We start from the raw sequence: 23193 nt of genomic DNA, 5'->3' as shown, positions 1-23193 counted from the left end.
GGAACGCCCCGGCGTGGGCCACGATCGTGGCCCACGCCGGGGCGTCGGTGTCATCGGTCGGGCGAGCTCGTGCGCTCGACCCGGTGAGACCGCCCGGGGCTCAGAACCCCGCGCCCGCCGTGGGCGGTGCGCTGCGTTCGTGGTCGATGTCCTCGCGAGACTCGGCGAGCGAGCGCTCCTCGTCCACCAACGACGACAGCTCGTCGTTCGCGATGTCGCGCGCCGCCGCCTCGAGCAGCGCGTCTCGCGCCGCACGACGCTCGCGCTGCGCGGCCGGGTCCGGCACCGGCACCGCGGCGAGGAGCCGCTGCGTGTACGGGTGCCGCGGGGCGTGCACGATCTGGGACGTCTCGCCCACCTCGACGAGCTTGCCCTTGTGCATGACGGCGATGCGGTCCGACAGCATCTCGACGACCGCGAGGTCGTGCGAGATGAAGAGGCACGCGAAGCCGTGCTCGCGCTGCAGGTCCGTGAACAGGTCGAGCACCTTGGCCTGCACGGACACGTCGAGAGCCGACGTCGGCTCGTCCGCCACGAGCAGCTTGGGCTCGAGCGAGAGCGCACGCGCGATGCCGACGCGCTGGCGCTGACCGCCCGAGAGCTCGTGCGGGTAGCGGTTGCGCATCGCGCGCGGCAGCTCGACCTGGTCGAGCAGGCGCTCGACCTCGCGGCTGAGCTCCTTGCCCTTCACGCCCTTGTGCAGCATGAGCGGCTCGCCGATGGACTCGCCGATCGGCAGGCGCGGGTTGAGCGACGACCCCGGGTCCTGGAACACGATGCCGACCTCGGTGCGCAGCGGCTTGAGGTCCCTGGGCGTGGCGCCCACCATGTTCCTGCCGACGATATCGAGCGAACCACCCGTGACGGGCAGCAGGCCGACGGCCGCGCGGCCGATCGTCGTCTTGCCCGAGCCCGACTCGCCGACGAGCCCGAGCACCTCGCCCTGGCGGATCTGCATCGACACCTCGTCGACCGCGCGGAACGCGGCCTGGCGGCGTCGACCCGGGTACTCGATGACCATGTCCTGCGCGTCGAGGACCAGGGCGCGGTCCTGCGTCGTGGCGGCCGGGACACGGTCGGTCGTCGTGGTTGCGTCGCGCGTGGACCCGAGGTGCGGCACCGCCTCGAGGAGGCGGATCGTGTACGGGTGCTGAGGCGCGCCGAAGATCTCCGCCGACGTCCCGCGCTCGACGACCTGGCCGTCCTTCATGACCATGATCGAGTCGGCCATGTCCGCGACCACGCCCATGTCGTGCGTGATGAGGATGATCGCCGCGTCGACCCGGTACCGCAGGTCGCGCAGGAGCTTGAGGATCTCGGCCTGGACCGTGACGTCGAGCGCCGTGGTCGGCTCGTCCGCGACGAGCAGCTTGGGGTCGCACGCGAGGGCCTGGGCGATCATCGCGCGCTGGCGCTGACCGCCGGAGAGCTGGTGCGGGTACGCGTCGAAGCGGCGCTCCGGCTCCGGGATCTCGACCAGCCGCAGGAGCTCGATCGCGCGCTTCTTCGCGTCGGCCGGGCCGACGTTGAAGTGCGTGCGGATGGTCTCGACGATCTGGAAGCCCACCGTGTACACGGGGTTCAGCGCCGTCATCGGCTCCTGGAAGATCATGGAGATCTCCTTGCCGCGGACGTGCCGCAGCGAGCCGTGCGACATGCCGATGAGCTCGCGGTCGCCGAGCTTCGCGGAGCCGCGCGCGCGTCCGTTCGGCGGGAGCAGGCCCAGCAGCGCGAGCGACGACTGGGACTTGCCCGAGCCGGACTCGCCGACGATCGCGAGGACCTCACCGGAGTGGAGGTCGTAGCTCACGTCCGTGGCCGCGGGGTACCAGGCCTTGTCGACGTAGAAGTCCACGCCGAGGTTGCGCACGGTCAGCACGGGGCTGCCCTGGCGCGCGGCCGGGGCCGCGGGAGACGTCTCGATGGCCACGCTGATCAGTGTCCTTCCTGCTGGAGCCGGCGCTCGTGGCGCCGCGACTCTGCGAGCATGGGCGCATGGGTCCCACGCTGGTCTTCCGTTCGACGTACGGCCGAGTCCTCACGCTGGCGACGGGCGCCGTCGCCGTCGCGCTGGTCGTGGTCACGGCCATGACGGGGGACGTCGTCGCGGTCGTCGGGGCTCTGGTGCCCGCCGCGCTCGTGACGTACCTCGTCTGGATGCTGTTCTGGCGTCCCGCCGTGGAGGTGTCCGACGGCGGCGTCGAGGTCCGCAACGTGACCCGCACCGTCCACGTGCCGTGGACCGCGTACGAGGGCGTCGAGACCCGTTACTCGCTCGAGGTGCGCTACGACGGCGGACGCGTGACCGCCTGGGCGGCGCCGCGGTCGAGCGGGTCGGCCCGCTGGCTGCGCAGCTCCCGAAGGCACCCCGTGGACCGCGAGCGGGTGGTCACCGGCGCGAACGCCGAGACCGTCGCCGAGGCCGTGACGCAGCGGCGCGGCCTGCTCGTGGCCGCCGGTCACCTCGACCGCGCGATGCCGGGCGCTCCCGGTGCGCGCACGACGTGGCACGTCGTGCAGCTCGCCGTGCTGGGCGCGCTTGTCGCGGGGACGGTCGTGGCGCTCACCGCCTGACCGCGGCGCGCCGCGCCGCCCGAGAGGTCCACGACCTCCCGGGCGGGCGGCGACGACGGCGGTCATCAGCTCGCCCCGGCCTCACCGGTCGCGCCCGGCGTGGCGCTGGCCGTCGGACGCGCGACACGCCGCGCACGGGCCATCTTGCGCTCCGACGGGATGCGCTTCTGGCGCGGGTCGAACGCGTCGCGCAGGCCGTCACCGATGAAGTTGACGCACAGCGCGATCGCGACGATGAACAGGCCCGGCCACCAGAACAGCCACGGACGCGTCGCGAACGCCTCCTGGTAGTCGCTGATGAGCTTGCCGAGCGAGGTCGCCGGGTTCTGGATACCGACGCCCAGGTAGCTGAGCGCCGTCTCCAGGAGGATCGCCGAGCTCATGAGCAGCGTCACGTTGACGATGATCACGCCGACGGCGTTGGGCAGCATGTGCTTGAAGATGATCCGGCTGTTGCTCGCCCCCGCGACGCGCGCCGCGTCGACGAACTCGCGCTCGCGCAGGGAGAGGAACTCGCCGCGCACGAGACGCGCGAGCGGCGGCCACAGCACGAGGCCGAGGAACGCGCCCAGGATGAGCGGGTTGCTCCCGCCGGAGAGCAGAGCGAGGACCGCGCCGATGACGATGACCGGCATCGTGATGATGAGGTCGGTGAACCGCATGAGCCACGAGTCCACGCGACCGCGGAAGAACCCGGACAGCGCCCCGAAGAGGATGCCCGCGACGGTCGAGATGACGCCGACGGAGAGCACCACGAGGAGCGACGTCTGGGTGCCCAGCATGACGCGCGCGAACACGTCGCGGCCCGCCTCGTCCTGGCCGAAGATGTGCTCGGCCGACGGGGCGCCGCCGTTGACGAGCGGGTACGTGGAGCCCTGGCCCGTCGCCTTGTAGGCGTACCAGCCGTTCCAGCCCGCGACGCCGATCGACGTCACCGCGAGGAGCACGATGCCGATGAGGACGACGAGCGCGACGACCGCACCCTTGTGGTGGAAGAAGCGTCGCCGGACGATCTGGCCCTGCGACAGGCCCTCCACCTCGAGCAGCTCGATCTGGTTCTCGAGCGCGCCGCTCTGCGACGCGTCGTTCGGTGTGTTGCTCATGCGTTCACCCGGATCCGCGGGTCGAGGGCTGCGTAGATGAGGTCAGCCACGATGTTGGCGATGATGGCGAGGGCCGCGACGATGACGAGGTAGGCCATCACGGGGTCGATCTCACCTCGTTGGAGCGAGTTGAGGAAGAGCAGGCCCATGCCGGGCCGGCCGAAGACCTTCTCGGTGATGATCGCGCCGCCCAGGAGCGTGATGACGTCGATCGGGACGATCGTCGCGAGCGGGATCAGCGTGTTGCGGAACCCGTGCCGCATGACCACGGTCCGCTCGGGCAGGCCCTTGGCGCGCGCCGTGCGGATGTAGTCCTGGCTCATCACCTCGAGCATGCTCGCGCGCGAGTACCGGGTGTACCCGGCGAACTGGATGAGGACCAGCGCGATCGTCGGGAGCAGCAGGTGGGTGTACTGGTCGAGGACCTGCACCCAGAAGTTGCCGCCGAGGTTCGGCGTGCTGTTGCCGATCGTCGGGATGGGGCGGCCGTTGATCGCCGGGGCGGCGAAGTAGGCGGGCCACACGGACATCACCTTGTCGACGAAGATCATCGACCCCACGAGGAACGCCGTGATGGCCGCCGCTCGCGCCGACACGCCCTTGTCCGGGCCGCCCCACGCGAACCCGATCCCGATGCCGACGGCGACGGTGACGACGGCGAGGACCAGCACGAGCCACCAGCCGTCGACCTGGCGGAGCACGGACTGGATCGGGAAGTAGACGACGACGCCGACGACGACCGTGGTGAGCGCGGCGTAGAGCGCACGACGGTTCTGCAGGCCCGAGACGAGGGCCGTGATCGCGAAGGCGAGGGCGGTGCCGGTCACGACGATGATCACGGGACCGAGGTTCGGCTCGTCCCACCAGCCCGAGAGCTGGAGGTAGAGCAGCGCGAGCGCGCTCGCGGCGAAGCCCATGCCGAACACCGTCGCACGTCGTCGTGCGGTCCCGCCGAACGCGAGCGACCACAGGAGACCCATGATCACGCCGACCACGGCGATCGCGAGGATCGAGAGGTTGGGGTCCCGGAGGAAGTCGTTGAAGCCGATCGCGCCCCACTGCTTGAGCAGGACGGCGACCCAGAAGGCCGGGAGCGAGTACAGGACGAACGAGACGAAGATCGTCAGGTAGTCGAAGGTGCTGTACTGACGCAGCGCGCTGACGATGCCGACCATGACGCCGAAGACGACCGCGAGCACCGTTGCCGCGGCGACGAGCTGGATGGTCGAGATGACCGCGCCCTGGAGCAGGGCCGAGACCGACTGGCCGCTGCGCCAGGCGACTCCGAGGTCACCGGTCACGAAGTCGCCGAGCCACTTGAAGTAGCGGATGACGACGTTCGTGTGAAGGTCGAGGTCGATCGTGCGCTGTTCGATCAGCTGCGCCTTGTTGGGGTTGGTGCTCCCCTCGAGATCCATGAAGATGTACGGCCGGATCGCGGCGCTGACGAGCAGGAACATCGCGAACGTGGACACGAGGAGGGTCGCCAACCCTGCCAGCACACGCCGCGAGATGAAGGAGAACATCGGAGGTCTTACCTCGCTGGTCGGTAGGGACCCCGGGTCTGGGGCCGGTCGATTCTACGCGTGGGTCTCGCGTGATCGTGAACCGAGGGGCACGGGACGCCGTGGTATCAGGACGTCGGGGACGGGAGCACGCGAGGACCGGGGGCCTCGACGGGCGGGCCGTCGAGACCCCCGGTCTCCCACGTCCGGACGGGCCCGCCGTCGTCCTCGCGGACGGCGACGGGCCACGTCAGGCGGTCAGGACTGTCAGCCCTCGAACGACCAGTCCCAGAAGCCGTGGAAGATGGTCGGGCTGATCGTGATCGGCTCGACACCCTTCAGGCCGTCGTTCCAGCCCTGGATGGCCGGGAACTGGAAGATCGTCACACCGAAGGCGTCCGCCCACAGGTTCTTCTCGACCTCGAGCTGGAGCTGGAACTGCTCCTCGGGGTCGGTCGAGACCTGGAGCTTGTCCAGCGCGGCGTCCACGGCCGGGTTGTTGTACTGGCCGTAGTTGTTGATGCCCGGCGTCGGCGACCAGCGGAAGTTGGCGTCCGACTCGGTCACGGCGGTCGAGGTCGACTGCCAGCCGAAGAGCGAGGCGTCGTACTGGTCCTGGCCGGACTGGAGCAGCGTGCCCCACTCGGCGGCCGGGCGGCCCGTGTCGACGATCGTGAACCCGGCCTGGGTGGCCGTGTCCTGGATGAGCGCGAGCTCGTTCACGCGGCGCGTGTTCTCGTTGTTGTACGCGAAGCGCACCGTGACCGGCGTCTGGACGCCCGCCTGGGCGAGGAGCTCCTTCGCCTTCTCGACGTCACCGGCGTCGGGGTACTCGGCCGAGCCGTTCTCCGCGACCATCTGGTCGTAGTTCGGCGAGCCCGGGATGAGGATGTTCGAGTTGCGCACCTCGGCGTCCGGGTTGAGCGGCTTGATGAGGTTGTCGACGATCGTCTGGCGCGGGATCGTCAGCAGGAACGCCTGGCGGACGAGCTTGGCCTTCTCGGCGTCGCCACCGTAGAAGTTCGGGTCGAACGGACCACCGTTCTGGAAGACCAGGTCGACGTGCTCGTACGTGCCCTCGATGCCCGAGCGGGTCTCGATGCCGTCGAGCGCCTCGAGCGCGGTGCGGACGTCGGCGGACGCCTGCGGGCCGATGAGGTCGACCTCACCGTTCTGCAGCGCCTGGACCTGGGCCATCGGGTCGTCGATGTAGCGGACCGTGACCGTGTCGATCGAGGCCTTGTTCTGGCCCGCGAAGTCGGGGTTCGCCTTGAGCGTGAGGAACTGGTTCTCCTCGTACGCGTCGAGCGTGTAGGCGCCGGTCGAGACCGTCAGCGCGGGGTCGTCCGGCATCTTGACGAACTCGAAGCCCGAGTTCCAGAACGCCGAGATCTTCGACAGCGCGGCGGTGTCGTTGTTGAGGATGGCGTCGCGGACGGCGTCCTTGGCCTCCTGGGCGTCCTCGATGCCGAGGGCCTTCTGGCCGACGACGTGCGCGGGGACGAACTGGTTGGTGAAGTTCAGCTCCCAGTCACCGAACGGCTTCGAGTAGACCGTCGTGATGGTCTTGCCGTCGTCGCTGATCGTCGGGGTGTCCTGGATGAGCGCCACGCCCGGCGAGCTGCCGTCGAAGTAGACACCGGCGTCCACTGCGTCCTGGTTGGTGACGTTGCCCTCTTCGTCCGTCTCCGCCTGGACCGTGTTGAGGTTGGTCCCGGAACCGGCCCACTCGAGGAGGATGTCGGTCGCGTCGAACGGGGTGCCGTCGGACCACTTCGTGTCGTCCCCGACGGTGTACTCGATCGTCAGCGGGTCGTCGGACACCTTCTTGTACGTGCCGAACGACTCGTCCTGGACGAGGTTCAGGTCGGCGTCGTAGTAGTTGAAGCCCGAGTTGAGCATGTAGTTGATGACCGCGTTCTGCGTCGCGTTGCCGTTCGCGGAGCTCAGGTTGAGCTCGTTGAGGGGCGCCTCCCACGCGACGGTGACGGCGGACTCGGTGTTGATGCCGGAGTCGTCGGTCTCGGTCGTGCCGTCACCCGACGTGCCGCTGCACGCGGAGAACAGCAGTGCCCCGGTGACCGTCACCGCAAGGGCGGCACTCGTGCGCCTGATCTTCAATGTTCCTCCTCCAAGGGATGGTGGGCGCGGACGGACGAGCGTTCGTTCGCCCCCCGGCCGCCCCGTCGCCCGCGCGTCCGGTTGGTGTCGGTGCGCGTGGACGGGCATGCCCACCACGGTTTGAGGCAACGCTACCCAGCAAGTTGCGAGGCTTCTCCCCCTTGCCCGGTTGCTGCGGTCGATCGTTATCGAGTTGATACTGGCCGGTACGGGCGCGTGTACACCCCGAGACAGCAGAGAAACACGCGCGAAACCTGCCCGGGCGTGAGACGGGGACGCCCGCCGCATCTCACGATGCGGCGGGCGTTCGGTGCCGTAGCAGGGGCTCAGACGTTGAAGCGGAACTCCACGACGTCGCCGTCGACCATGACGTAGTCCTTGCCCTCGACGCGCGCCTTGCCCGCCGCGCGCGCGGCCGCGACGGACCCTGTCGCGACGAGGTCCTCGAACGAGACGACCTCGGCCTTGATGAAGCCGCGCTCGAAGTCGGTGTGGATGACCCCCGCGGCCTGCGGCGCGGTCCAGCCCTTGCGGATGGTCCAGGCGCGCGCCTCCTTGGGGCCCGCGGTGAGGTAGGTCTGGAGCCCGAGGGTGTCGAACCCGACGCGCGCGAGCTGGTCCAGCCCGGCCTCGTCCTGCCCCGACTCGGCGAGCATCTCCTTCGCCTCGTCCGGCTCGAGCTCGACGAGCTCGGACTCGAACTTCGCGTCGAGGAAGATCGCCTGGGCGGGCGCGACGAGCGCGCGCAGGCGGTCCTGCAGGCCGTCGTCCGCGAGGCCGGCGTCGTCGGTGTTGAAGACGTAGATGAACGGCTTGGCCGTGAGGAGCTGGAGGCTCGCGACGTCGGCGAGGTCGAGCCCGGCGGCGGCCGCGCCCTGGAAGAGCGTCGTGCCGGCCTCGAGGATCGCCTGCGCCTTCTGCGCGGCGTCGAGGAGGGCGGCGTCGCCCTTCTTGATCTTCACCTCCTTCTCGAGGCGAGGAACCGTCTTCTCGAGCGTCTGGAGGTCGGCGAGGATCAGCTCGGTGCTGATGGTCTCGATGTCGCCCTCGGCGTCCGTCGAGCCCTCGACGCGGACGACGTCCGGGTCGGCGAACGCGCGGGTCACCTGGCAGATCGCGTCGGCCTCGCGGATGTTCGCGAGGAACTTGTTGCCGAGCCCCTCCCCCTCGCTCGCGCCCTTGACGATCCCGGCGATGTCGACGAACGACACGGTCGCGGGCAGGATGCGCTGGCTGCCGAAGATCTCGGCGAGCTTGTCGAGCCGCGGGTCGGGGAGCGAGACGACGCCGACGTTCGGGTCGATCGTCGCGAACGGGTAGTTCGCGGCGAGGACCTGGTTGCGCGTCAGGGCGTTGAACAGGGTGGACTTGCCGACGTTGGGCAGGCCGACGATGCCGATAGTGAGTGCCACGTCGCCCGAGTCTACGGGCCGGGGCCGCGGTGCACGGACCCCGGCCCGGAGATCAGGCCGCGGACATCACCTTCTGCAGCAGCTCGGGTGCGCGTCGGTCGTACGCGCGGGCGCCCCAGCGGACGCCGAGGAGCAGCACGACGACCCCGACGACGGCCCCCACGACGAGCGTCACCCAGCCCACGACGGGCTGGTCGGCCAGGATCGCGACGAGCCCGGGCACGAGGAACGGGAGCGACAGCGCGAGGACGAGCAGCATCGCGACCGACTGCGCGACGAGCGTCGCCATCGCGGCGCCCTGCGGCTGCTTGAACGGGCTGTCGCCGGGCTTCGGCACCGGGTACAGCAGCCGCGCCGACGTCGCGCTCGAGACGCCGGTCGCGACCAGGAGCGTGCCGACCGTCAGGCCGAGCAGCGCCGGCAGCGCGTCCCAGCGTCCGGCCACGGCGACGGAGGCCACCGCGAAGACGAGCGTCACGACGCTCCCGGCGACCAGCACCGGGAGGGCCCGGCCCCACCGGTCCGCACGCCCGGAGACCCCCGTCGACACGTGCAGCGCGAACGCCGTGTGGTCGTACGCGATGTCGGCCGAGATCGAGAAGCCGAGGATCCACGCGGTGAACGGCGCGAGCGCGAGGAAGATCTCGGACCCTGACCCCCCGCCCACCACGAGCAGCACGACGGGGATGAGGGGGACGACCGCGATGGACCCCGAGTACCGCGGGTCGCGGAGCCAGTACGTCGCGGTGCGCGCCGCGACGGCCCCGGTCGGCGTCGCGGGGAACCGGGAGAAGAAGCCCAGCCCCTTGGCCCGGCCTCCGGAGCCCGCCGCGGGCGGCGTCACGAGCGCGCGGGCGAGCGCCTTGTCCCACACGACCCACGCCAGCGCGAGGGTGGCCAGCGCGACGACGAGGCGCGCGAGCGCGAGGCCCCACGCGCCGTCGTGCACCGCGGCGCCCAGGCCCCACGGGGCGCCGAACGGGGTCCAGGCCGCGATCTCGGCGAGGCGCGTCACCATGCCCCGCACCGCGTCGCCGTCGACCGGTCCCCCGCCGAGCTGCGAGCCGACCCAGGCGAAGGCAGGACCGACGAGGACGAGCGGCACGAACGCGGCGATCGTCACGACCTCGCGGTAGCGGCGCGACTCGAGCAGCGGGGCGAGGGCCGTCGTCGTGGCCCGCGAGCCGACGACGCAGAGCGCCACCGCGAGGACCGCGCCCACGAGGGCGGCGAGCACCGCGAGGGGCGTGCGCCACCACGCGAAGGAGACGCCGAGCGCGGCGAGGGCGGTGACGATCCCGGGGATCGACACGACGCCCGCGACGGCGAGCCCGGCGAGGAGCCGGCGCTGCGGGATGCCGAACAGGACGAAGCGCTGCGGGTCCAGGGTGGCGTCGACGCCGAACGCGAAGAGCGGGATCACCCACCACCCGAGGACGGCGAGCGCCCCGACGAGGATCATGATCGACCCGGCGAGGACGGGGTCGTCCGTGCCGAGCACCACCATCCCGACGACGAGCATCCCGACGACGAACAGGCCGTAGAGCGCGCCGACGAGGAACCCGATGGTCTGCCACACGCTCCGCCGGAACGTGTTGCCCATCAGGGTGAGCTTGAGCCTTACGAACTGCGCAACCACGCGAGGCCCTCCGTGCTCTGCCGGCCGCCGACGAGGTCGACGAAGCGGTCCTCGAGGCTCTGGTCGCCGCGCACCGCGTCGACCGTCCCGGCCGCGAGGACGTGCCCGCCCGCGACGACCGCGACGTGGTCGCACATGCGCTGCACCAGGTCCATGACGTGCGACGACACGACGACGGTCCCGCCGCTCGCGACGTATCCCGCGAGGATGTCGCGGATGTTCGCGGCCGAGACCGGGTCGACGGCCTCGAACGGCTCGTCGAGCACGAGGGTGCGGGGCGCGTGGATGAGCGCCGTCGCGAGCGCGATCTTCTTGGTCATGCCCGCCGAGTAGTCCACGACGAACGTGTTCGCGTCCTTGGCGAGGTCCAGGGCTGCGAGGAGCTCGGCGGTGCGCTGGGCCACGGTGTCGCGGTCCATGCCGCGCAGGAGGCCCGCGTACGTGACGAGCTGGGCGCCCGTGAGCCGGTCGAACAGCCGGACGCCGTCGGGCAGCACGCCGAGCTGCCGCTTGCCCGCGACGGGGTCGGCCCAGAGGTCGGTGCCGTGCACGTGCGCGGAGCCCGCGTCGGGACGCAGGAGCCCGGTCGCCATCGAGAGCGTCGTCGTCTTGCCCGCGCCGTTGGGCCCGACGAGCCCGTAGAACGAGCCCGCCGGGACGTCCAGGTCGATGCCCGCGACGGCGATCTTCTCGCCGAACCGCTTCCACAGCCCGCGCAGCGAGAGCGCGGCGGCGGGGTCGGGCGGCGTCGGGAGGCCGGGCTGCGTGCCGGCGAGGGGCCCTGGCACGGTGCCGGGCGTCAGGCCCGGCGCGGGGGCGGGCGCGCCGGCCGGCGCGACGGGTGGAACGGGGGTGGGATCGACCATGCGGCCCAACGTAGCGGAGCCCTCCGACCTGGTGCGGTGCCTTTTGTCACGACCTGTCCGCCAGGGCGCGCGCGACGTGTCGGAGACCGTCGTGTCGGTCCCCCGTGGGAGGGTGCCGCCATGGACACGTCGGGATGGTTGCTCTTCGCGGTCGGCCTCGTGCTGGGGCTCGTCGGCGGCGCCGCGCTCGTCCTCACCGTGCGGCGCGCGTCGCCCGACGCCGCCGCGGCCGAGGTCCGTCGGCTCACCCAGCTCCTGGGGCAGGCGCAGCAGGAGGCGGCGCGCGGCGCCGGGCTGGCCGAGCGGCTGGAGGCCGAGCGCGAGGGCTTCGTGCGCCAGCTCGGCGCGGCGCAGCGCAGCGCCGACGAGCGTCTCGACCTCGCGCGGGCGACCCACGAGCAGCAGCTCGCCGAGCTGCGGGCCGCGGCCGAGCGCCGCGTCGAGGAGGTCCAGGGCGACCACCGCCGGCTCGAGGGGCAGTTCGAGGCGCTCTCGCGCAAGGTGCTGGCCGCGGGCACGGAGCAGTTCCTCGTCCAGGCGGAGGAGCGCCTGCGCCGCAGCCAGGAGCAGGGCGCGGCGGAGCTCGAGCGCCGCGAGGAGGCGGTGCGCCACCTCGTGGAACCGCTCGCGGGCGCGCTCGAGAAGGTGCGTGCCGAGGTCGCCGAGGCCGAGCGCGCGCGGCTCGCGGCGCACGGCAGCCTCGCCGAGCAGGTGCGCGGGGTCCGCGACGCGTCGGAGCTGCTGCGGGTCGAGACGTCGCAGCTCGTGACCGCGCTGCGGTCGTCGCAGGTGCGGGGGGCGTGGGGCGAGCTCCAGCTCCGGCGCGTGGTCGAGGCGGCCGGCATGCTCCCGCACGTCGACTTCGTGGAGCAGGACCAGGTCGCGACCGACGACGGCGCGCTGCGCCCCGACATGGTGGTCCGGCTCGCCGGGGGCAAGCAGGTCGTCGTCGACGCCAAGGTCGCGTTCCTCGGCTACCTCGACGCGCAGGGCGCGACCGACCCGGCGGTGCGCGCCGACCGCCTCGCCGCGCACGCGCGCCACATGCGCAAGCACGTCGACGACCTCGGCGCCAAGCGCTACTGGGACCAGTTCGGCCCCGCGCCGGAGTTCGTCGTCATGTTCGTGCCCGCGGAGTCGTTCCTCTCGGCGGCCGTCGAGCAGGACCCGTCGCTCCTGGAGCACGCCGTCGCCAAGAACGTCGTCATCGCGACGCCCATGACGATGGTCGCGATGCTCCGGACGATCGCGTACGCGTGGCGGCAGGACGCGCTGGCCACGAACGCGCAGCAGGTGCTCACGCTCGGCAAGGAGCTGCACGGGCGGCTCGCGGTCATGGGCTCGCACCTGGCCAAGCTCGGGCGCCAGCTCCAGAGCGCCGCGGACTCCTACAACCGGACGGTCGGCTCGCTCGAGACGCGCGTGCTCGTCAGCGCACGCCGGTTCGCGGACCTGCACGTCGTCGACGACGACCTCACGACGCCCCCCACGGTGAACCCGCGGCTCAGCGCCGTGAGCGCGCCCGAGCTGCTGGCGTCCGTGAACGAGTCCGTGGTCGCGATCGACGAGCGCCCCGAGGACCGTGAGGACTCCCGTCGGGAGCCGTCGGCCGGCGGGGCGAGCGCCTGACAGCCCGCCCGGAGCCGGCGGCTGCGGGCGACCCCGCCGTCAGACGGGCTGGACGGAGAGCGAGGTGCGGCCCCCGCGGGCAGGACGACCGCCGTCGGACCCGGACGACTTGAGGTCGGCGCGCAGCTCGCGCGGCAGCGAGAACATGAGGTCCTCCGTCGCGGTGCGCACCTCCTCGACCTCGCCGAACCCGCGCTCCGCGAGGTAGGCGATCACGTCGTCCACGAGGATCTCGGGCACCGACGCCCCGGACGTCACCCCGACGGTCGTCGCGCCGTCGAGCCAGGCCGGGTCGATCTCCTTCGCGCGGTCGACCCGGTACGACGCCCCGGCACCTGCCTGGAGCGCGACCTCGACGAGGCGCACCGAGTTCGACGAGTTCGCCGAGCCGACGACGATGACGACGTCCGCGTCGGGTGCGAGCTTCTTCACCGCGACCTGGCGGTTCTGCGTGGCATAGCAGATGTCGTCGCTCGGCGGGTCCTGGAGCGTCGGGAACTTCTCGCGCAGCCGGCGGACGGTCTCCATGGTCTCGTCGACGGAGAGCGTGGTCTGCGAGATCCACACGACCTTGTCGGGGTCGCGGACCACGACGTCGTCGACGTGGTCGGGCGAGTCGACGACCTGGACGTGGTCCGGCGCCTCCCCGGCCGTGCCCTCGACCTCCTCGTGCCCCGTGTGGCCGATGAGGAGGATGTCGTAGTCGTCCTTGGCGAAGCGCACGGCCTCCTTGTGCACCTTGGTCACGAGCGGGCACGTGGCGTCGATCGTGTCGAGGTTGCGCGCCGCGGCGGCGGCCTTGACCGCGGGCGAGACGCCGTGCGCCGAGAACACGACGCGGGCGCCCTCGGGCACCTCGTCGGTCTCGTCGACGAAGACCGCGCCGCGCTCGCTCAGCGTCTCGACGACGAACTTGTTGTGCACGATCTCCTTGCGCACGTACACCGGCGCGCCGTAGTGCTCGAGCGCCTTCTCGACCGCGACGACGGCCCGGTCCACGCCCGCGCAGTAGCCGCGTGGCGCGGCCAGCAGGACGCGCTTGCGCGGCACGGAGCCCTGCGGGGCCGCCTCCGACGGGACGGCGGGGCGGTCGGACGGGTGCGCGGACGAGCCGGCGGGGAGGTCGCTCACGCCACCGAGTCTAGGCGAGCGCCCGCGCGCCGACCCCGGTGCGGCCCGCCACCGGCGACCGGCGCCCGCGCTCGTCCCACCCTCCTCACAGCACCGACGCCGGTGCTCCACCGTCCCTCCCCAGCGTCCGGGCGAGGCGCCGGAGGGCGGGAGACGGATCTCACCCGGGCGGGACGGCCCTCCGGGTCGCCGGACCTCCGGGCTCCCCGGAGGATCGAGGGATGGCCGACGACCTCGACCCGCCCGACCCCGACGCTCCCCCCGACGCCACCGACCCGAGCGAGCCCGCGGGGACCACCGACCCCGCCGCCCCCGCCGTCGCTGCCGAGCCGGGGCGGCCTCGGCGCCGCCTGTGGCGGTGGCTCGTGCCCGCCGTCGCCGTCGTGGTGGCGGGGGTGCTGGTCCTCGCGGCGACCGTGGAGCACGACCGGTGGGTCGCGTCCGTCGACCAGCACCGCGCCGACGTCGAGCAGGCCGAGCGCGACGCCGAGACCGCCCGCGCCGAGGCGGTGGCGGCGTACCTGCCCCGCCTCGCGACGCTCGCCGCGGCGGAGGTGGTCGGTGGTGCCGTGCTGGCGGGCAGCGAGGGCCAGGTCGAGGACCCCGCCGTGCGCGACCCGCTGGCGGCGGCGCTGCCGGAGGCCGGGTCGCTCGTCGGGACGCCCGTCGAGTACCCGGTCGAGGTCCGCGCGGTCGACGCGCTGTCGCGCCCGAACCCGTTCTTCCCGCGGACCCTGCCGGAACGGCGGTTCGAGGTCGTCACCGGGTCCACGCCGTCGCCGGAGGCGCTCGACGACGCGGCCTCGGCGGTCGTCGCCGCGACGCAGGACGTCGCGACGGCGTGGCAGCAGTGGGCGTACGACGGGCTCGAGGGCGCGGTCGCGGAGGGGCGCCCGGTGCTCGCAGAGTCGGCGGGGCTCGTCTCGGACGAGACGCACCGCACGGCGCTCGACGCCGCGCTCGCCGCCGCGGGCACCACGCTCGACGCGAGCGTGGGCGGTGCTCCCGTCGTGGAGACGGTGGCGCAGCGGGACGCCGTGCTCGCCGCCACCGAGGCGGTGTGGTCCGACCGGCTGGCGCTGACGCTGCAGCAGCGCCGCGAGCTGGGGCGTGCGCAGGGCGTGGACTGCACGGTCGACCGGTGCGTCGCCCTGACGTTCGACGACGGGCCGGGCGCGGACACCGAGCGACTGCTGCAGACGCTCGCGGACAAGCACGTCACCGCGACGTTCTTCCTCGTCGGGACCAACGTCGAGAAGCGCCCCGACGTGGTCCGGGACACGGCCTCGGCGGGGCACCTGCTCGCGAACCACACGTGGGACCACCCCCAGCTCACGACGCTCGACGACGACGAGGTGCGCGCCGAGCTCGAGCGCACGCAGGAGGCGATCACGCAGGCGTCCGGCGCGACGCCGACGTTCCTGCGCCCGCCCTACGGCGACGTCGACGACCGGGTCCGGTCGGTCGCGACCCGCACGGGGCTGCAGGTGATCCTCTGGAACCTGGACACGCTCGACTGGAAGACCAAGGACGCAGCGGAGACCCGACGGCGCGCCGTCGAGGGCGCCCGGCCGGGGAGCGTCGTCCTCATGCACGACATCCACGCCACGACGGTCGACGCCGTGCCCGGCATCATCGACGACCTGCGTGCCCAGGGGTACCTGCTCGTGACGGTCGACCTGCTCGCCCCGTGAGCGGCCTCGCGGACCCGGCGGCGCACGTGCCGACGGGCGGGCGCGCCGGGTGGGCGTGGGTGGGGTGCGGCAGGCTGGACCCGTGACCGCCTCGCTCCCCCTGCCCGACGACGCCCCCCGGCCGGGCGCCTCGTCCGCGCGGGGCTCCCGGCCCGGGGACCGCGGCCCGCTCCCGGCGCGCGCACTCGAGACGAGTCCGGAGCACCCGTGGCCGGTGCGGCTCCTCGCCCGCAAGATCGAGCAGTACGTGGAGCGGATGGCTCCCGTGTGGGTCGAGGGCCAGGTCGTGCAGCTCAACCGGAGGCCGGGGACGTCGACCGCCTTCCTCACGCTGCGCGACACGGACCTGGACATGTCGCTGCCCGTGTCCGCGGCCACGCGCGTGCTGGACGGCACGCCCCTCACGGAGGGCGCGCACGTCGTCGTGCACGCCAAGCCGGTCTTCTGGACGCGGCGCGGCTCGCTCCAGCTCCAGGCGCGCGAGATCCGTCCGGTGGGCGTCGGGGACCTGCTCGCGCGCATCGAGCACCTCAAGCGCGTCCTCGCCGCCGAGGGCCTGTTCGACGCCGACCGCAAGCGGCCGCTGCCCTTCCTGCCGAAGGTCGTCGGGCTGGTGTGCGGCCGGGAGTCCAAGGCCGAGCACGACGTGGTGGTCAACGCGCGCGCCCGCTGGCCCCAGGTCCGGTTCGAGATCCGGGAGGTCGCGGTCCAGGGCGCGCACGCCGTCCAGCAGGTCGGCGACGCGATCCGCGCGCTCGACGCCGACCCGGACGTCGAGGTGATCGTCGTCGCGCGCGGCGGCGGCGCGGTGGAGGACCTGCTGCCGTTCTCGAACGAGGCCCTCGTCCGGGTGGCGGCGGCGTGCCGCACGCCGCTCGTGAGTGCGATCGGGCACGAGACGGACAGCCCGCTCCTCGACCTCGTGGCGGACTACCGCGCCTCGACCCCGACCGCCGCCGCGAGGCGCGTCGTCCCGGACGTCGCGGAGGAGCGGGCCCGGACGGCCCAGGGCCTCCACCGGCTGCGCACCGCGGTCGCCGGGCACGTGGCCCGCGAACAGGCCCTGCTCGACGGCCTCCGCTCCCGCCCGGTGCTGGCCGCTCCCGGCACGATGCTCGCCGACCACGCCGAGCGCGTGGTCGCGCTGCGCGACCGCGCGCGGCGCGCCCTCGACACGCGGCTCGTGCGCGCCTCGGGAGAGGTGGGCCGGCTGGAGGGCCAGGTCCGGGCGCTGTCGCCGGCGTCGACGCTCGAGCGGGGGTACGCCGTCGTGCAGCGTGCGGACGGACACGTGGTCCGCTCCCCCGACGACGTCGCGGCGGGCGACGTCGTCCGCGTGCGGCTCGCGCGCGGCGCGCTCGACGCCGCGGTGACCGCCACGCACGACGGCGAGCCCTCGCCCGACACCTCCCGGGGCGCGCCGTGAGCCGCGTCCCGCACCCTGCGGCGCCCGGTCCCCGGACGCCCGGTCCGACCATGACGCACAGATGGGGTTGAATACTGCCGTGACTTCCTTTGACAACGCTGTCACGACCGACGTCGCGACGCTCTCCTACGAGCAGGCGCGCGACGAGCTCGTGCAGGTCGTCGCGCGGCTCGAGGCCGGCGGAGAGCCGCTCGAGGCGTCGCTCGCGCTCTGGGAGCGCGGCGAGGCGCTGGCCGCGCGCTGCCAGGAGTGGCTCGACGGCGCGCGGGCCCGGCTCGACGCCGCGCGCTCCCCGGAGGGACGCACGCACGACGAGTCCGACGACATCCCCGACGACACCACCGGAGACGACCGATGAGCACCTCCCCCGCCGCCCCTGCGACCGACGACACCCCTGCGCACGGCGAGCACGTGCTCGTCGTCGGCGAGGCGCTGATCGACGTGGTGCACCGCGCCGACGGCAGCGTCGACGAGCACCCCGGCGGGAGCCTCGCCAACGTCGCGCTGACCCTGGGACGGCTCGGCCGCGACGCCCGGCTCGCCACGTGGCTCGGCCAGGACGCCCGCGGCGACGTGGTCCGCGCCTGGCTCGACGACTCCGCCGTGACCCTCGCCCCGGGCAGCACGGGCGCCGCCGCGACGAGCGTCGCCACGGCGCACCTCGACGAGCAGGGGGCGGCGACCTACGAGTTCGACCTCGAGTGGCGCGTCCCGGTGGGCACGGCGGCCGGCACCGGCACCCTCGCCGTGCACACGGGCTCGATCGCCGCGCTGCTCGAGCCCGGCGCAGCCGACGTGCGCGCCCTCGCCGCGGCCGCGCGCGAGACCGCGACGATCACCTACGACCCCAATGCCCGCCCCGCCCTCATGGGCGACCCCGCCGACGCGCTCGCCCGGATCGAGGCGCTCGTCGCGCTGGCCGACGTCGTCAAGGTCAGCGACGAGGACGTCGCGTGGCTCGTGCCGGGTGCGGACCCGGTCGCCGTCGCGCACCGGTGGCTCGCGCTCGGCCCCGCGCTCGTCGTCGTGACGTTCGGCGGCGAGGGAGCGGTCGCCGTCACCGCCGCCGGAGAGCAGCGCGTCGCCGCGCCGCGCGTGCGCGTCGTCGACACCGTCGGGGCGGGCGACTCGTTCATGGGCGCGCTCGTCGACGGGCTCTGGGACGCGGGCCTGCTCGGCGCGGAGCGCCGCGAGGCCTTGCGCGCGATCGACGCCGGCACGCTCGCCGGTCTGCTCGAGCGCTGCGTCGCCGTCGCCGCGATCACCGTCTCGCGCGCGGGCGCCAACCCGCCGCGCCGCGCGGAGCTCGCGCGCGCCTGACCCGCCGCCGAGGTCTTCCCGCACGTCCGCGGTGCCCCACCGGGTGGAGGCCCGCGGACGTGCGGGACGACCTACCGGCCGTCAGACCTGGGCGTCCTGCTTCTGGGCCCGCTCGAGCGACCGCTTGCGGTCCTCGGCGTTCTCCTCCTCGATCCGGTCGGCCTCGGCGTCGTCGCGCGTGAGGTTCTCGCTCGTCTCGGGGTCGAAGATCATCATCTTCGTCGGGTCGAACCACAGCTCCGTGGTGTCGCCGTCGCGCACGCGCGACGCGGAGTCCAGGGCGACGACGAACTGCGTGCGCAGCCCCTCGCCGTCGAGCTCGCGGTCCAGCTCCTCGAGCTGGCCCTTCACGGACTCGTGCATCTCGAACGGGACGTACGCGTAGAGCTCCGCCCCGAGCCACTCGGTGACGTCGATCTGGATCTCGAACGTGTGGCCGCGGTCCTTCTTGGACGGGTCGACGAGCCGCGCGTCCTCGAAGTGCTCGGGACGCAGCCCCACGATCACCAGGCCCCGGTCGCCGACGACCGACGCGACGTTCTCCGGCATGTCGAACTCGCCGAACGGGAGCGTGATCCGCCCGCCCGACACCTCGCCCGGCAGGAAGTTCATGGGCGGCGTGCCGATGAACCCCGCGACGAAGAGGTTGACCGGCTGCTCGTAGAGCCCGCGCGGGCTCGCGACCTGCTGGAGCACACCGCGCCGGAGCACGGCGACACGGTCGCCGAGCGTCATGGCCTCGGTCTGGTCGTGCGTGACGTAGACGGTCGTCGTGCCGAGGCGCCGCTGGAGGCGCGCGATCTCGGTGCGGGTCTGCCCGCGCAGCTTCGCGTCGAGGTTCGACAGCGGCTCGTCGAAGAGGAACGCCTTCGCGTCGCGCACGATCGCGCGTCCCATCGCGACGCGCTGGCGCTGCCCGCCCGACAGGTTCGCGGGCTTGCGGTCCAGGTGCTCGCGCAGGTCGAGCATGTCGGCCGCCCGCTCGACCTTCTCGCGGATCTCCTCCTCGCTGTGCTTGCCCTTGGCGAGGCGCAGCGGGAAGGCGATGTTCTCGGCCACCGTGAGGTGCGGGTAGAGCGCGTAGTTCTGGAACACCATCGCGAGGTCGCGCTCGCGCGGCGCCTTCTCGTTGACGCGTGCGCCGTCGATGTCGAGCTCGCCGGACGTGATGTCCTCGAGCCCGACGATCATGCGCAGGACCGTCGACTTCCCCGAGCCGGACGGACCGACGAGGATGACGAACTCGCCGTCGGCGATGTCGAGGTTCACGCGGTCCACCGCGAGGAACCCGTCGCCGTAGCGCTTGACGATGTCCTTGAGGGTGATCGACGCCATCAGCTCTCTCCTCGGGTTCGGCGTACGGCACGGTGCCCGACGGCGCGGGCGGGAGGCGGCGGTGCCGCGGCGGGCTGCGGGGTCGGCTGCCGGGTGGTCGCCCGGCGATCGGTCGTGCTCATCCCTTCACCGCCCCCTGGGTCAGACCGGAGACGATCTGACGCTGGAAGAGCACGACCAGCACCACGACCGGGATCGTCACGACGACGGCCGCCGCGGAGATCGCCCCGGTCGGCTCCTCGAAGTACGACGCGCCGGTGAAGAACGCCAGCGCCGCCGGGACCGGACGCGCGGCGCTCGTCGACGTGAGCGAGATGCCGTAGACGAAGTCGTTCCACGCGATGAAGAAGGCGATGAGCGCCGTCGTGAAGACGCCGGGTGCCGCGAGTGGGACGATGGCCTTGCGGAACGCCTGCCAGGGAGTCGCGCCGTCGACCTGCGCGGCCTGCTCCAGCTCCCACGGGATCTGCCGGAAGAAGGCGGCGAGCGTCCAGATGGAGATCGGGAGCGTCAGCGACAGGTACGGGATGATGAGGCCGAGCCACGTGTCGTACAGGCCGATGTTGCGCCACAGGTTGAACAGCGGCGTGACGATCGAGACGACCGGGAAGATCGAGACGCCGAGCGCCGTCGTGAGGATGAGGCGCTTGCCCGGGAAGTTCAGGCGCGCGATCGCGTACGCGCACAGCGTCGCGAGCACGACGGCGATGACGGTCGCGATGAGCGAGATGCCGATCGAGTTGCGCAGCGCGGAGAGGAACAGCTCCTGCGCCGAGCCGCCCGAGGCGAGGATCTGCTCGTAGTTGTCCGTGCTCCACTGCGGCGGCAGGAACGTCCCGGAGTTGATGTCGCTGGGCCCCTTGAAGCTCGTCATGAAGATCGACAGCACGGGGAACAGCGCCCCGACGAGGACGACGACCGTGATGACGGCCCACCAGATCTTGGCCCGGGTGCTGAGGACGCTGCCCATCACTTCTCCCCCCTCGCGCCGGCGAGATCCACCTTGAAGAGCTTGATCGCGATGAAGCAGATGAGGACGACGCACAGGAACAGCAGCACGGAGATCGCCGAACCCATGCCGATCTGGAGCTGGCCGATCGACGTGCGGTACGCGAGCAGGGACAGCACCTCGGTGCCGTTCGCGCCGTTCGTCATGATGAAGACGTTGTCGAAGATGCGGAACGCGTCGAGCGCGCGGAACAGGACGGCGACCATGATCGCGGCCTTCATGTTCGGCACGATGACGCGCGTGAACCGCTGCCACGCGGTCGCGCCGTCGACCTTCGCGGCCTCCTCGAGGTCGCCCGGCACCTGCGCGAGGCCGGCGAGCAGCAGGAGGGAGATGAACGGCGTCGTCTTCCAGACCTCGGACATGATGATGACGAACAGGCTCGTGCCCTGCTGCGCGAACCAGTTGAGGTCGGGGCCGATCCCGGGCACCCAGTCGAACCAGTGGTTGACGTACCCGGACGTGATGTCGAACGCGTAGAACCACGCGAACGCCGACACGACCGTGATGATCCCGTACGGCACGAGGATCGCCGTGCGCAGGAGCCCGCGCAGACGCTTGATCGCGCGGTGCATGACGAGCGCGAGCGCGAAGCCGAGGACGAGCTCGATGGCGACGGTGATGACGGTGATGAGGAGGGTGACCCAGAGGGCCTTCCACCACACCGGGTCCGTGAGGATCACGACGTAGTTCTCGATGCCGACGAAAGCCCGGTCGTCCGGGGCCGTGAGCTTGTAGTTGAAGAGCGAGTCGTAGACGGCCTGGAGGATCGGGTACAGCGTCACGGCGAGCATGACGACGAACGCCGGCCCGGCGAGGTACCACCCGAGGCGCGCCTCGGCGCGGGCCCGGTCGCTGCGCGCGGCCTTCGCGGCGGCGTCGGGCGTGCCGCGCGCGTCGTCCCGGGACTCACGACGGGGCTCGGCGCCGCGACGGGTCGGTGCGTCCTCGGTGGCCGAGGGCGTGGAGGCGTGCCGGCCGCGGGGTGCGGGCTCGGCAGGAGGTCCGGCGTTCACAGGAGTCGCTCCCCTCGCAGGACGGCGGTGATGAACTCGGTGGACTGCTGCGGGGTCGTGTCGGGGTCGACGGACGCCGGCGGGTACCAGGTCTGCTGCAGGCCCGTGGAGATCTCGTTGTAGTACGGCGTCTGCGGTCGCGGCGCGGCCTGGTCGAGCGAGTCGCGGATGACGTCGTACATGGGGAACGCCTTCTGGACGTCGGGGTCGTCGTAGGCCTTGATGCTCGCGGCGGGGTTGCCGTTGGTCACGAAGTACTCGGCCTGGTTCTCCGGGCTGACGATGCACTGCGCCGCCTCGTACGCGAGGTCGGTGTGCTTGCCGAACGCGCCGATGCCGAGCGAGATGCCGCCGTAGGGCGGGCGGGCGTCCTCGCCCTCGGTGGTCTGCGGGTAGAGGGCCCAGCCGATGTCGTCGAGCAGGGACTGGTCGAGCGACCCCGCGTCGACCGCGCTCTGGGTGGAGGACCAGACGAACGGCCAGTTGACCATGAACGACCCACGGTCGCCCTGGAACTTGGTGAGGGACGCGGGCTCGTCCTCGCTCGGGAGTCCCGGTCCGCCGACGCCCGACGTGCCGATGTCGCCGATGATGGTCGCGGCCGCCTTGCCGGCGTCGGTGTCGAGGCCGAGCTGCACCTCGTCCGCCGGTGCCTCCGGGTTCTCGAGGATGTGCCCGCCCGCGCCCTCGACGAGCGCGTTGATCCACACCGTGAGCGACTCGGCCTTGGCACCCTGGACCGCGAGGAGCTTGTCCTGGTCCTGCGCGGCCTGCATGATCTGGTCCCACGTGACGGGCTGCGACATGTCGAGCCCCGCGGCCTCGGCGACCGACTTGCGGTACCAGAGCAGCTGGGTGTTGGCCCAGAACGGGATGGCGACGAGCTCGTCCTTCCACGTCGACGCGTCGATCGCGCCCTGCACGACGTCCTGCGTCGTCGCGTCGGCGACGTCGTCCGGGACGGGGGCCAGGAAGTCGGCCTCCGCGAACTCCGCGATGAACACCGGGTCGAGGCTCATGATGTCGATCGACGAGTCCTTCGCCGCGAGACGACGGGCGAGCTGCTCGCGCTGCGACGCGGCGTCGCGCGGCAGGAGCTCGGTCTGGATCCGGTACGCGCCCCCGGCGGCCTCCGTGCAGGAGGCGGCGATGTCGGCCTGGCCGCCGTTGTCCGGGTTGATGTACCACGTGAGCACCGGCGTCCCGTCGTCGCCCGGGCCGCACGCGGCGAGCGGCGCCACGAGACCCACGGCGACCAGGACGGCGAGCGCTCGGGTGCGTCGACGCACGTCAGCTCCCCTCGGTCGCGGCTTCCCCGTCCCCGGGGTGTCACCCTTCATGGATACCGCCCCCCGGCCCGGCCCGCCATGCGAACGGGCACGTCGGGCACGCCCGCGCCTGCGCGATGATGGG

Annotated in this window: 18 protein-coding genes; 6 read left to right on the top strand and 12 right to left on the bottom strand. The window is 72.4% G+C overall.

From position 1 onward, the window contains the following. Nucleotides 1-100: 100 nt before the first annotated feature. Nucleotides 101-1930 carry an ABC transporter ATP-binding protein gene (locus JOE63_RS08630; RefSeq protein ID WP_307840005.1) on the bottom strand — a complete coding sequence of 610 codons (1830 nt, stop codon included), beginning with the start codon at nt 1928-1930 and terminating at the stop codon, nt 101-103. Nucleotides 1931-1995: 65 nt separating this feature from the next. Here JOE63_RS08630 and JOE63_RS08625 point away from each other — a divergent pair, with 65 nt between their 5' ends. Continuing rightward, nucleotides 1996-2574 (top strand): PH domain-containing protein, encoded by a 579-nt coding sequence (locus tag JOE63_RS08625; RefSeq protein ID WP_204540686.1) that lies wholly within the window; start codon nt 1996-1998, stop codon nt 2572-2574. A gap of 65 nt (nt 2575-2639) precedes the next feature. On the opposite strand, the gene JOE63_RS08620 is transcribed toward JOE63_RS08625, so the two are convergent. The 6 genes from JOE63_RS08620 to JOE63_RS08595 all read right to left on the bottom strand — a co-directional run bounded on the left by JOE63_RS08620 (nt 2640) and on the right by JOE63_RS08595 (nt 11220). Continuing rightward, nucleotides 2640-3677 (bottom strand): ABC transporter permease, encoded by a 1038-nt coding sequence (locus JOE63_RS08620; protein ID WP_087471534.1) that lies wholly within the window; start codon nt 3675-3677, stop codon nt 2640-2642. Beyond that, entirely contained in the window at nt 3674-5203 is a 1530-nt protein-coding gene (locus JOE63_RS08615; RefSeq protein ID WP_087471533.1) for an ABC transporter permease, read from the bottom strand. The genes JOE63_RS08620 and JOE63_RS08615 overlap by 4 nt, the downstream gene beginning before the upstream one ends. A gap of 246 nt (nt 5204-5449) precedes the next feature. Continuing rightward, nucleotides 5450-7303, bottom strand: a complete 1854-nt coding sequence (locus tag JOE63_RS08610) for an ABC transporter family substrate-binding protein (RefSeq protein ID WP_239576662.1) — start codon at nt 7301-7303, stop codon at nt 5450-5452. Between the two features lie 326 nt (nt 7304-7629). After that, entirely contained in the window at nt 7630-8715 is a 1086-nt protein-coding gene (ychF, locus tag JOE63_RS08605; RefSeq protein ID WP_204540683.1) for a redox-regulated ATPase YchF, read from the bottom strand. A gap of 52 nt (nt 8716-8767) precedes the next feature. Then, a complete protein-coding gene (locus tag JOE63_RS08600) occupies nt 8768-10318 on the bottom strand; it encodes a hypothetical protein (RefSeq protein WP_239576660.1) in 1551 nt (516 codons plus the stop codon). Nucleotides 10319-10335: 17 nt separating this feature from the next. Continuing rightward, on the bottom strand, nt 10336-11220 hold the full coding sequence (locus JOE63_RS08595) for an ABC transporter ATP-binding protein (RefSeq protein WP_204540680.1): 885 nt from the start codon (nt 11218-11220) through the stop codon (nt 10336-10338). A gap of 120 nt (nt 11221-11340) precedes the next feature. Here JOE63_RS08595 and rmuC point away from each other — a divergent pair, with 120 nt between their 5' ends. Then, nucleotides 11341-12849 carry a DNA recombination protein RmuC gene (rmuC, locus tag JOE63_RS08590; protein WP_087471528.1) on the top strand — a complete coding sequence of 503 codons (1509 nt, stop codon included), beginning with the start codon at nt 11341-11343 and terminating at the stop codon, nt 12847-12849. A gap of 39 nt (nt 12850-12888) precedes the next feature. On the opposite strand, the gene JOE63_RS08585 is transcribed toward rmuC, so the two are convergent. Beyond that, a complete protein-coding gene (locus JOE63_RS08585) occupies nt 12889-13899 on the bottom strand; it encodes a 4-hydroxy-3-methylbut-2-enyl diphosphate reductase (RefSeq protein WP_244286421.1) in 1011 nt (336 codons plus the stop codon). Nucleotides 13900-14201: 302 nt separating this feature from the next. Between JOE63_RS08585 and JOE63_RS08580 the strand changes: the two genes are divergently transcribed. The 4 genes from JOE63_RS08580 (at nt 14202) to JOE63_RS08565 (ending at nt 18420) form a co-directional block, all read left to right on the top strand. After that, nucleotides 14202-15674: a polysaccharide deacetylase family protein gene (locus tag JOE63_RS08580; protein WP_204540678.1), complete on the top strand. Its 1473-nt coding sequence runs from the start codon at nt 14202-14204 to the stop codon at nt 15672-15674. Nucleotides 15675-15756: 82 nt separating this feature from the next. After that, nucleotides 15757-17100, top strand: coding sequence for an exodeoxyribonuclease VII large subunit (gene xseA, locus JOE63_RS08575; protein ID WP_204540675.1), 1344 nt, complete (start codon nt 15757-15759; stop codon nt 17098-17100). 61 nt (nt 17101-17161) lie between these two features. Continuing rightward, nucleotides 17162-17458 carry an exodeoxyribonuclease VII small subunit gene (locus JOE63_RS08570; RefSeq protein ID WP_204540672.1) on the top strand — a complete coding sequence of 99 codons (297 nt, stop codon included), beginning with the start codon at nt 17162-17164 and terminating at the stop codon, nt 17456-17458. Beyond that, nucleotides 17455-18420: a PfkB family carbohydrate kinase gene (locus tag JOE63_RS08565; protein ID WP_204540669.1), complete on the top strand. Its 966-nt coding sequence runs from the start codon at nt 17455-17457 to the stop codon at nt 18418-18420. The genes JOE63_RS08570 and JOE63_RS08565 overlap by 4 nt, the downstream gene beginning before the upstream one ends. 81 nt (nt 18421-18501) lie before the next feature. Here the strand turns inward: JOE63_RS08565 and JOE63_RS08560 are convergent, their stop codons facing one another. The 4 genes from JOE63_RS08560 to JOE63_RS08545 all read right to left on the bottom strand — a co-directional run bounded on the left by JOE63_RS08560 (nt 18502) and on the right by JOE63_RS08545 (nt 23069). Further along, nucleotides 18502-19755: an ABC transporter ATP-binding protein gene (locus tag JOE63_RS08560; RefSeq protein WP_204540666.1), complete on the bottom strand. Its 1254-nt coding sequence runs from the start codon at nt 19753-19755 to the stop codon at nt 18502-18504. A gap of 118 nt (nt 19756-19873) precedes the next feature. Continuing rightward, nucleotides 19874-20725, bottom strand: a complete 852-nt coding sequence (locus JOE63_RS08555; RefSeq protein ID WP_087471521.1) for a carbohydrate ABC transporter permease — start codon at nt 20723-20725, stop codon at nt 19874-19876. After that, nucleotides 20725-21780, bottom strand: coding sequence for a carbohydrate ABC transporter permease (locus JOE63_RS08550; RefSeq protein ID WP_307840003.1), 1056 nt, complete (start codon nt 21778-21780; stop codon nt 20725-20727). Before JOE63_RS08550 ends, JOE63_RS08555 begins: the two co-directional genes overlap by 1 nt. After that, complete coding sequence (locus tag JOE63_RS08545) at nt 21777-23069, bottom strand: sugar ABC transporter substrate-binding protein (protein WP_244286087.1); 1293 nt, start codon at nt 23067-23069, stop codon at nt 21777-21779. The genes JOE63_RS08550 and JOE63_RS08545 overlap by 4 nt, the downstream gene beginning before the upstream one ends. Nucleotides 23070-23193: the final 124 nt, after the last annotated feature.

It is taken from the genome of Cellulosimicrobium cellulans (genome assembly GCF_016907755.1).
GTDB classification, from domain to species: domain Bacteria; phylum Actinomycetota; class Actinomycetes; order Actinomycetales; family Cellulomonadaceae; genus Cellulosimicrobium; species Cellulosimicrobium cellulans_D.
Note: the sequence above shows the minus strand (reverse complement) of the source record. Positions and strands in the feature narration are given on the sequence as shown.

Coding starts and splice junctions, on each gene's coding strand:
- rmuC (WP_087471528.1), top strand. CDS start 11,341: ATGGACACGTCGGGATGGTTGCTCTTCGCGGTCGGCCTCGTGCTGGGG.
- JOE63_RS08620 (WP_087471534.1), bottom strand. CDS start 3,677: ATGAGCAACACACCGAACGACGCGTCGCAGAGCGGCGCGCTCGAGAAC.
- JOE63_RS08625 (WP_204540686.1), top strand. CDS start 1,996: ATGGGTCCCACGCTGGTCTTCCGTTCGACGTACGGCCGAGTCCTCACG.
- JOE63_RS08595 (WP_204540680.1), bottom strand. CDS start 11,220: ATGGTCGATCCCACCCCCGTTCCACCCGTCGCGCCGGCCGGCGCGCCC.
- JOE63_RS08565 (WP_204540669.1), top strand. CDS start 17,455: ATGAGCACCTCCCCCGCCGCCCCTGCGACCGACGACACCCCTGCGCAC.
- JOE63_RS08600 (WP_239576660.1), bottom strand. CDS start 10,318: ATGGGCAACACGTTCCGGCGGAGCGTGTGGCAGACCATCGGGTTCCTC.
- JOE63_RS08615 (WP_087471533.1), bottom strand. CDS start 5,203: ATGTTCTCCTTCATCTCGCGGCGTGTGCTGGCAGGGTTGGCGACCCTC.
- JOE63_RS08560 (WP_204540666.1), bottom strand. CDS start 19,755: ATGGCGTCGATCACCCTCAAGGACATCGTCAAGCGCTACGGCGACGGG.
- JOE63_RS08580 (WP_204540678.1), top strand. CDS start 14,202: ATGGCCGACGACCTCGACCCGCCCGACCCCGACGCTCCCCCCGACGCC.
- JOE63_RS08570 (WP_204540672.1), top strand. CDS start 17,162: ATGGGGTTGAATACTGCCGTGACTTCCTTTGACAACGCTGTCACGACC.
- JOE63_RS08555 (WP_087471521.1), bottom strand. CDS start 20,725: ATGGGCAGCGTCCTCAGCACCCGGGCCAAGATCTGGTGGGCCGTCATC.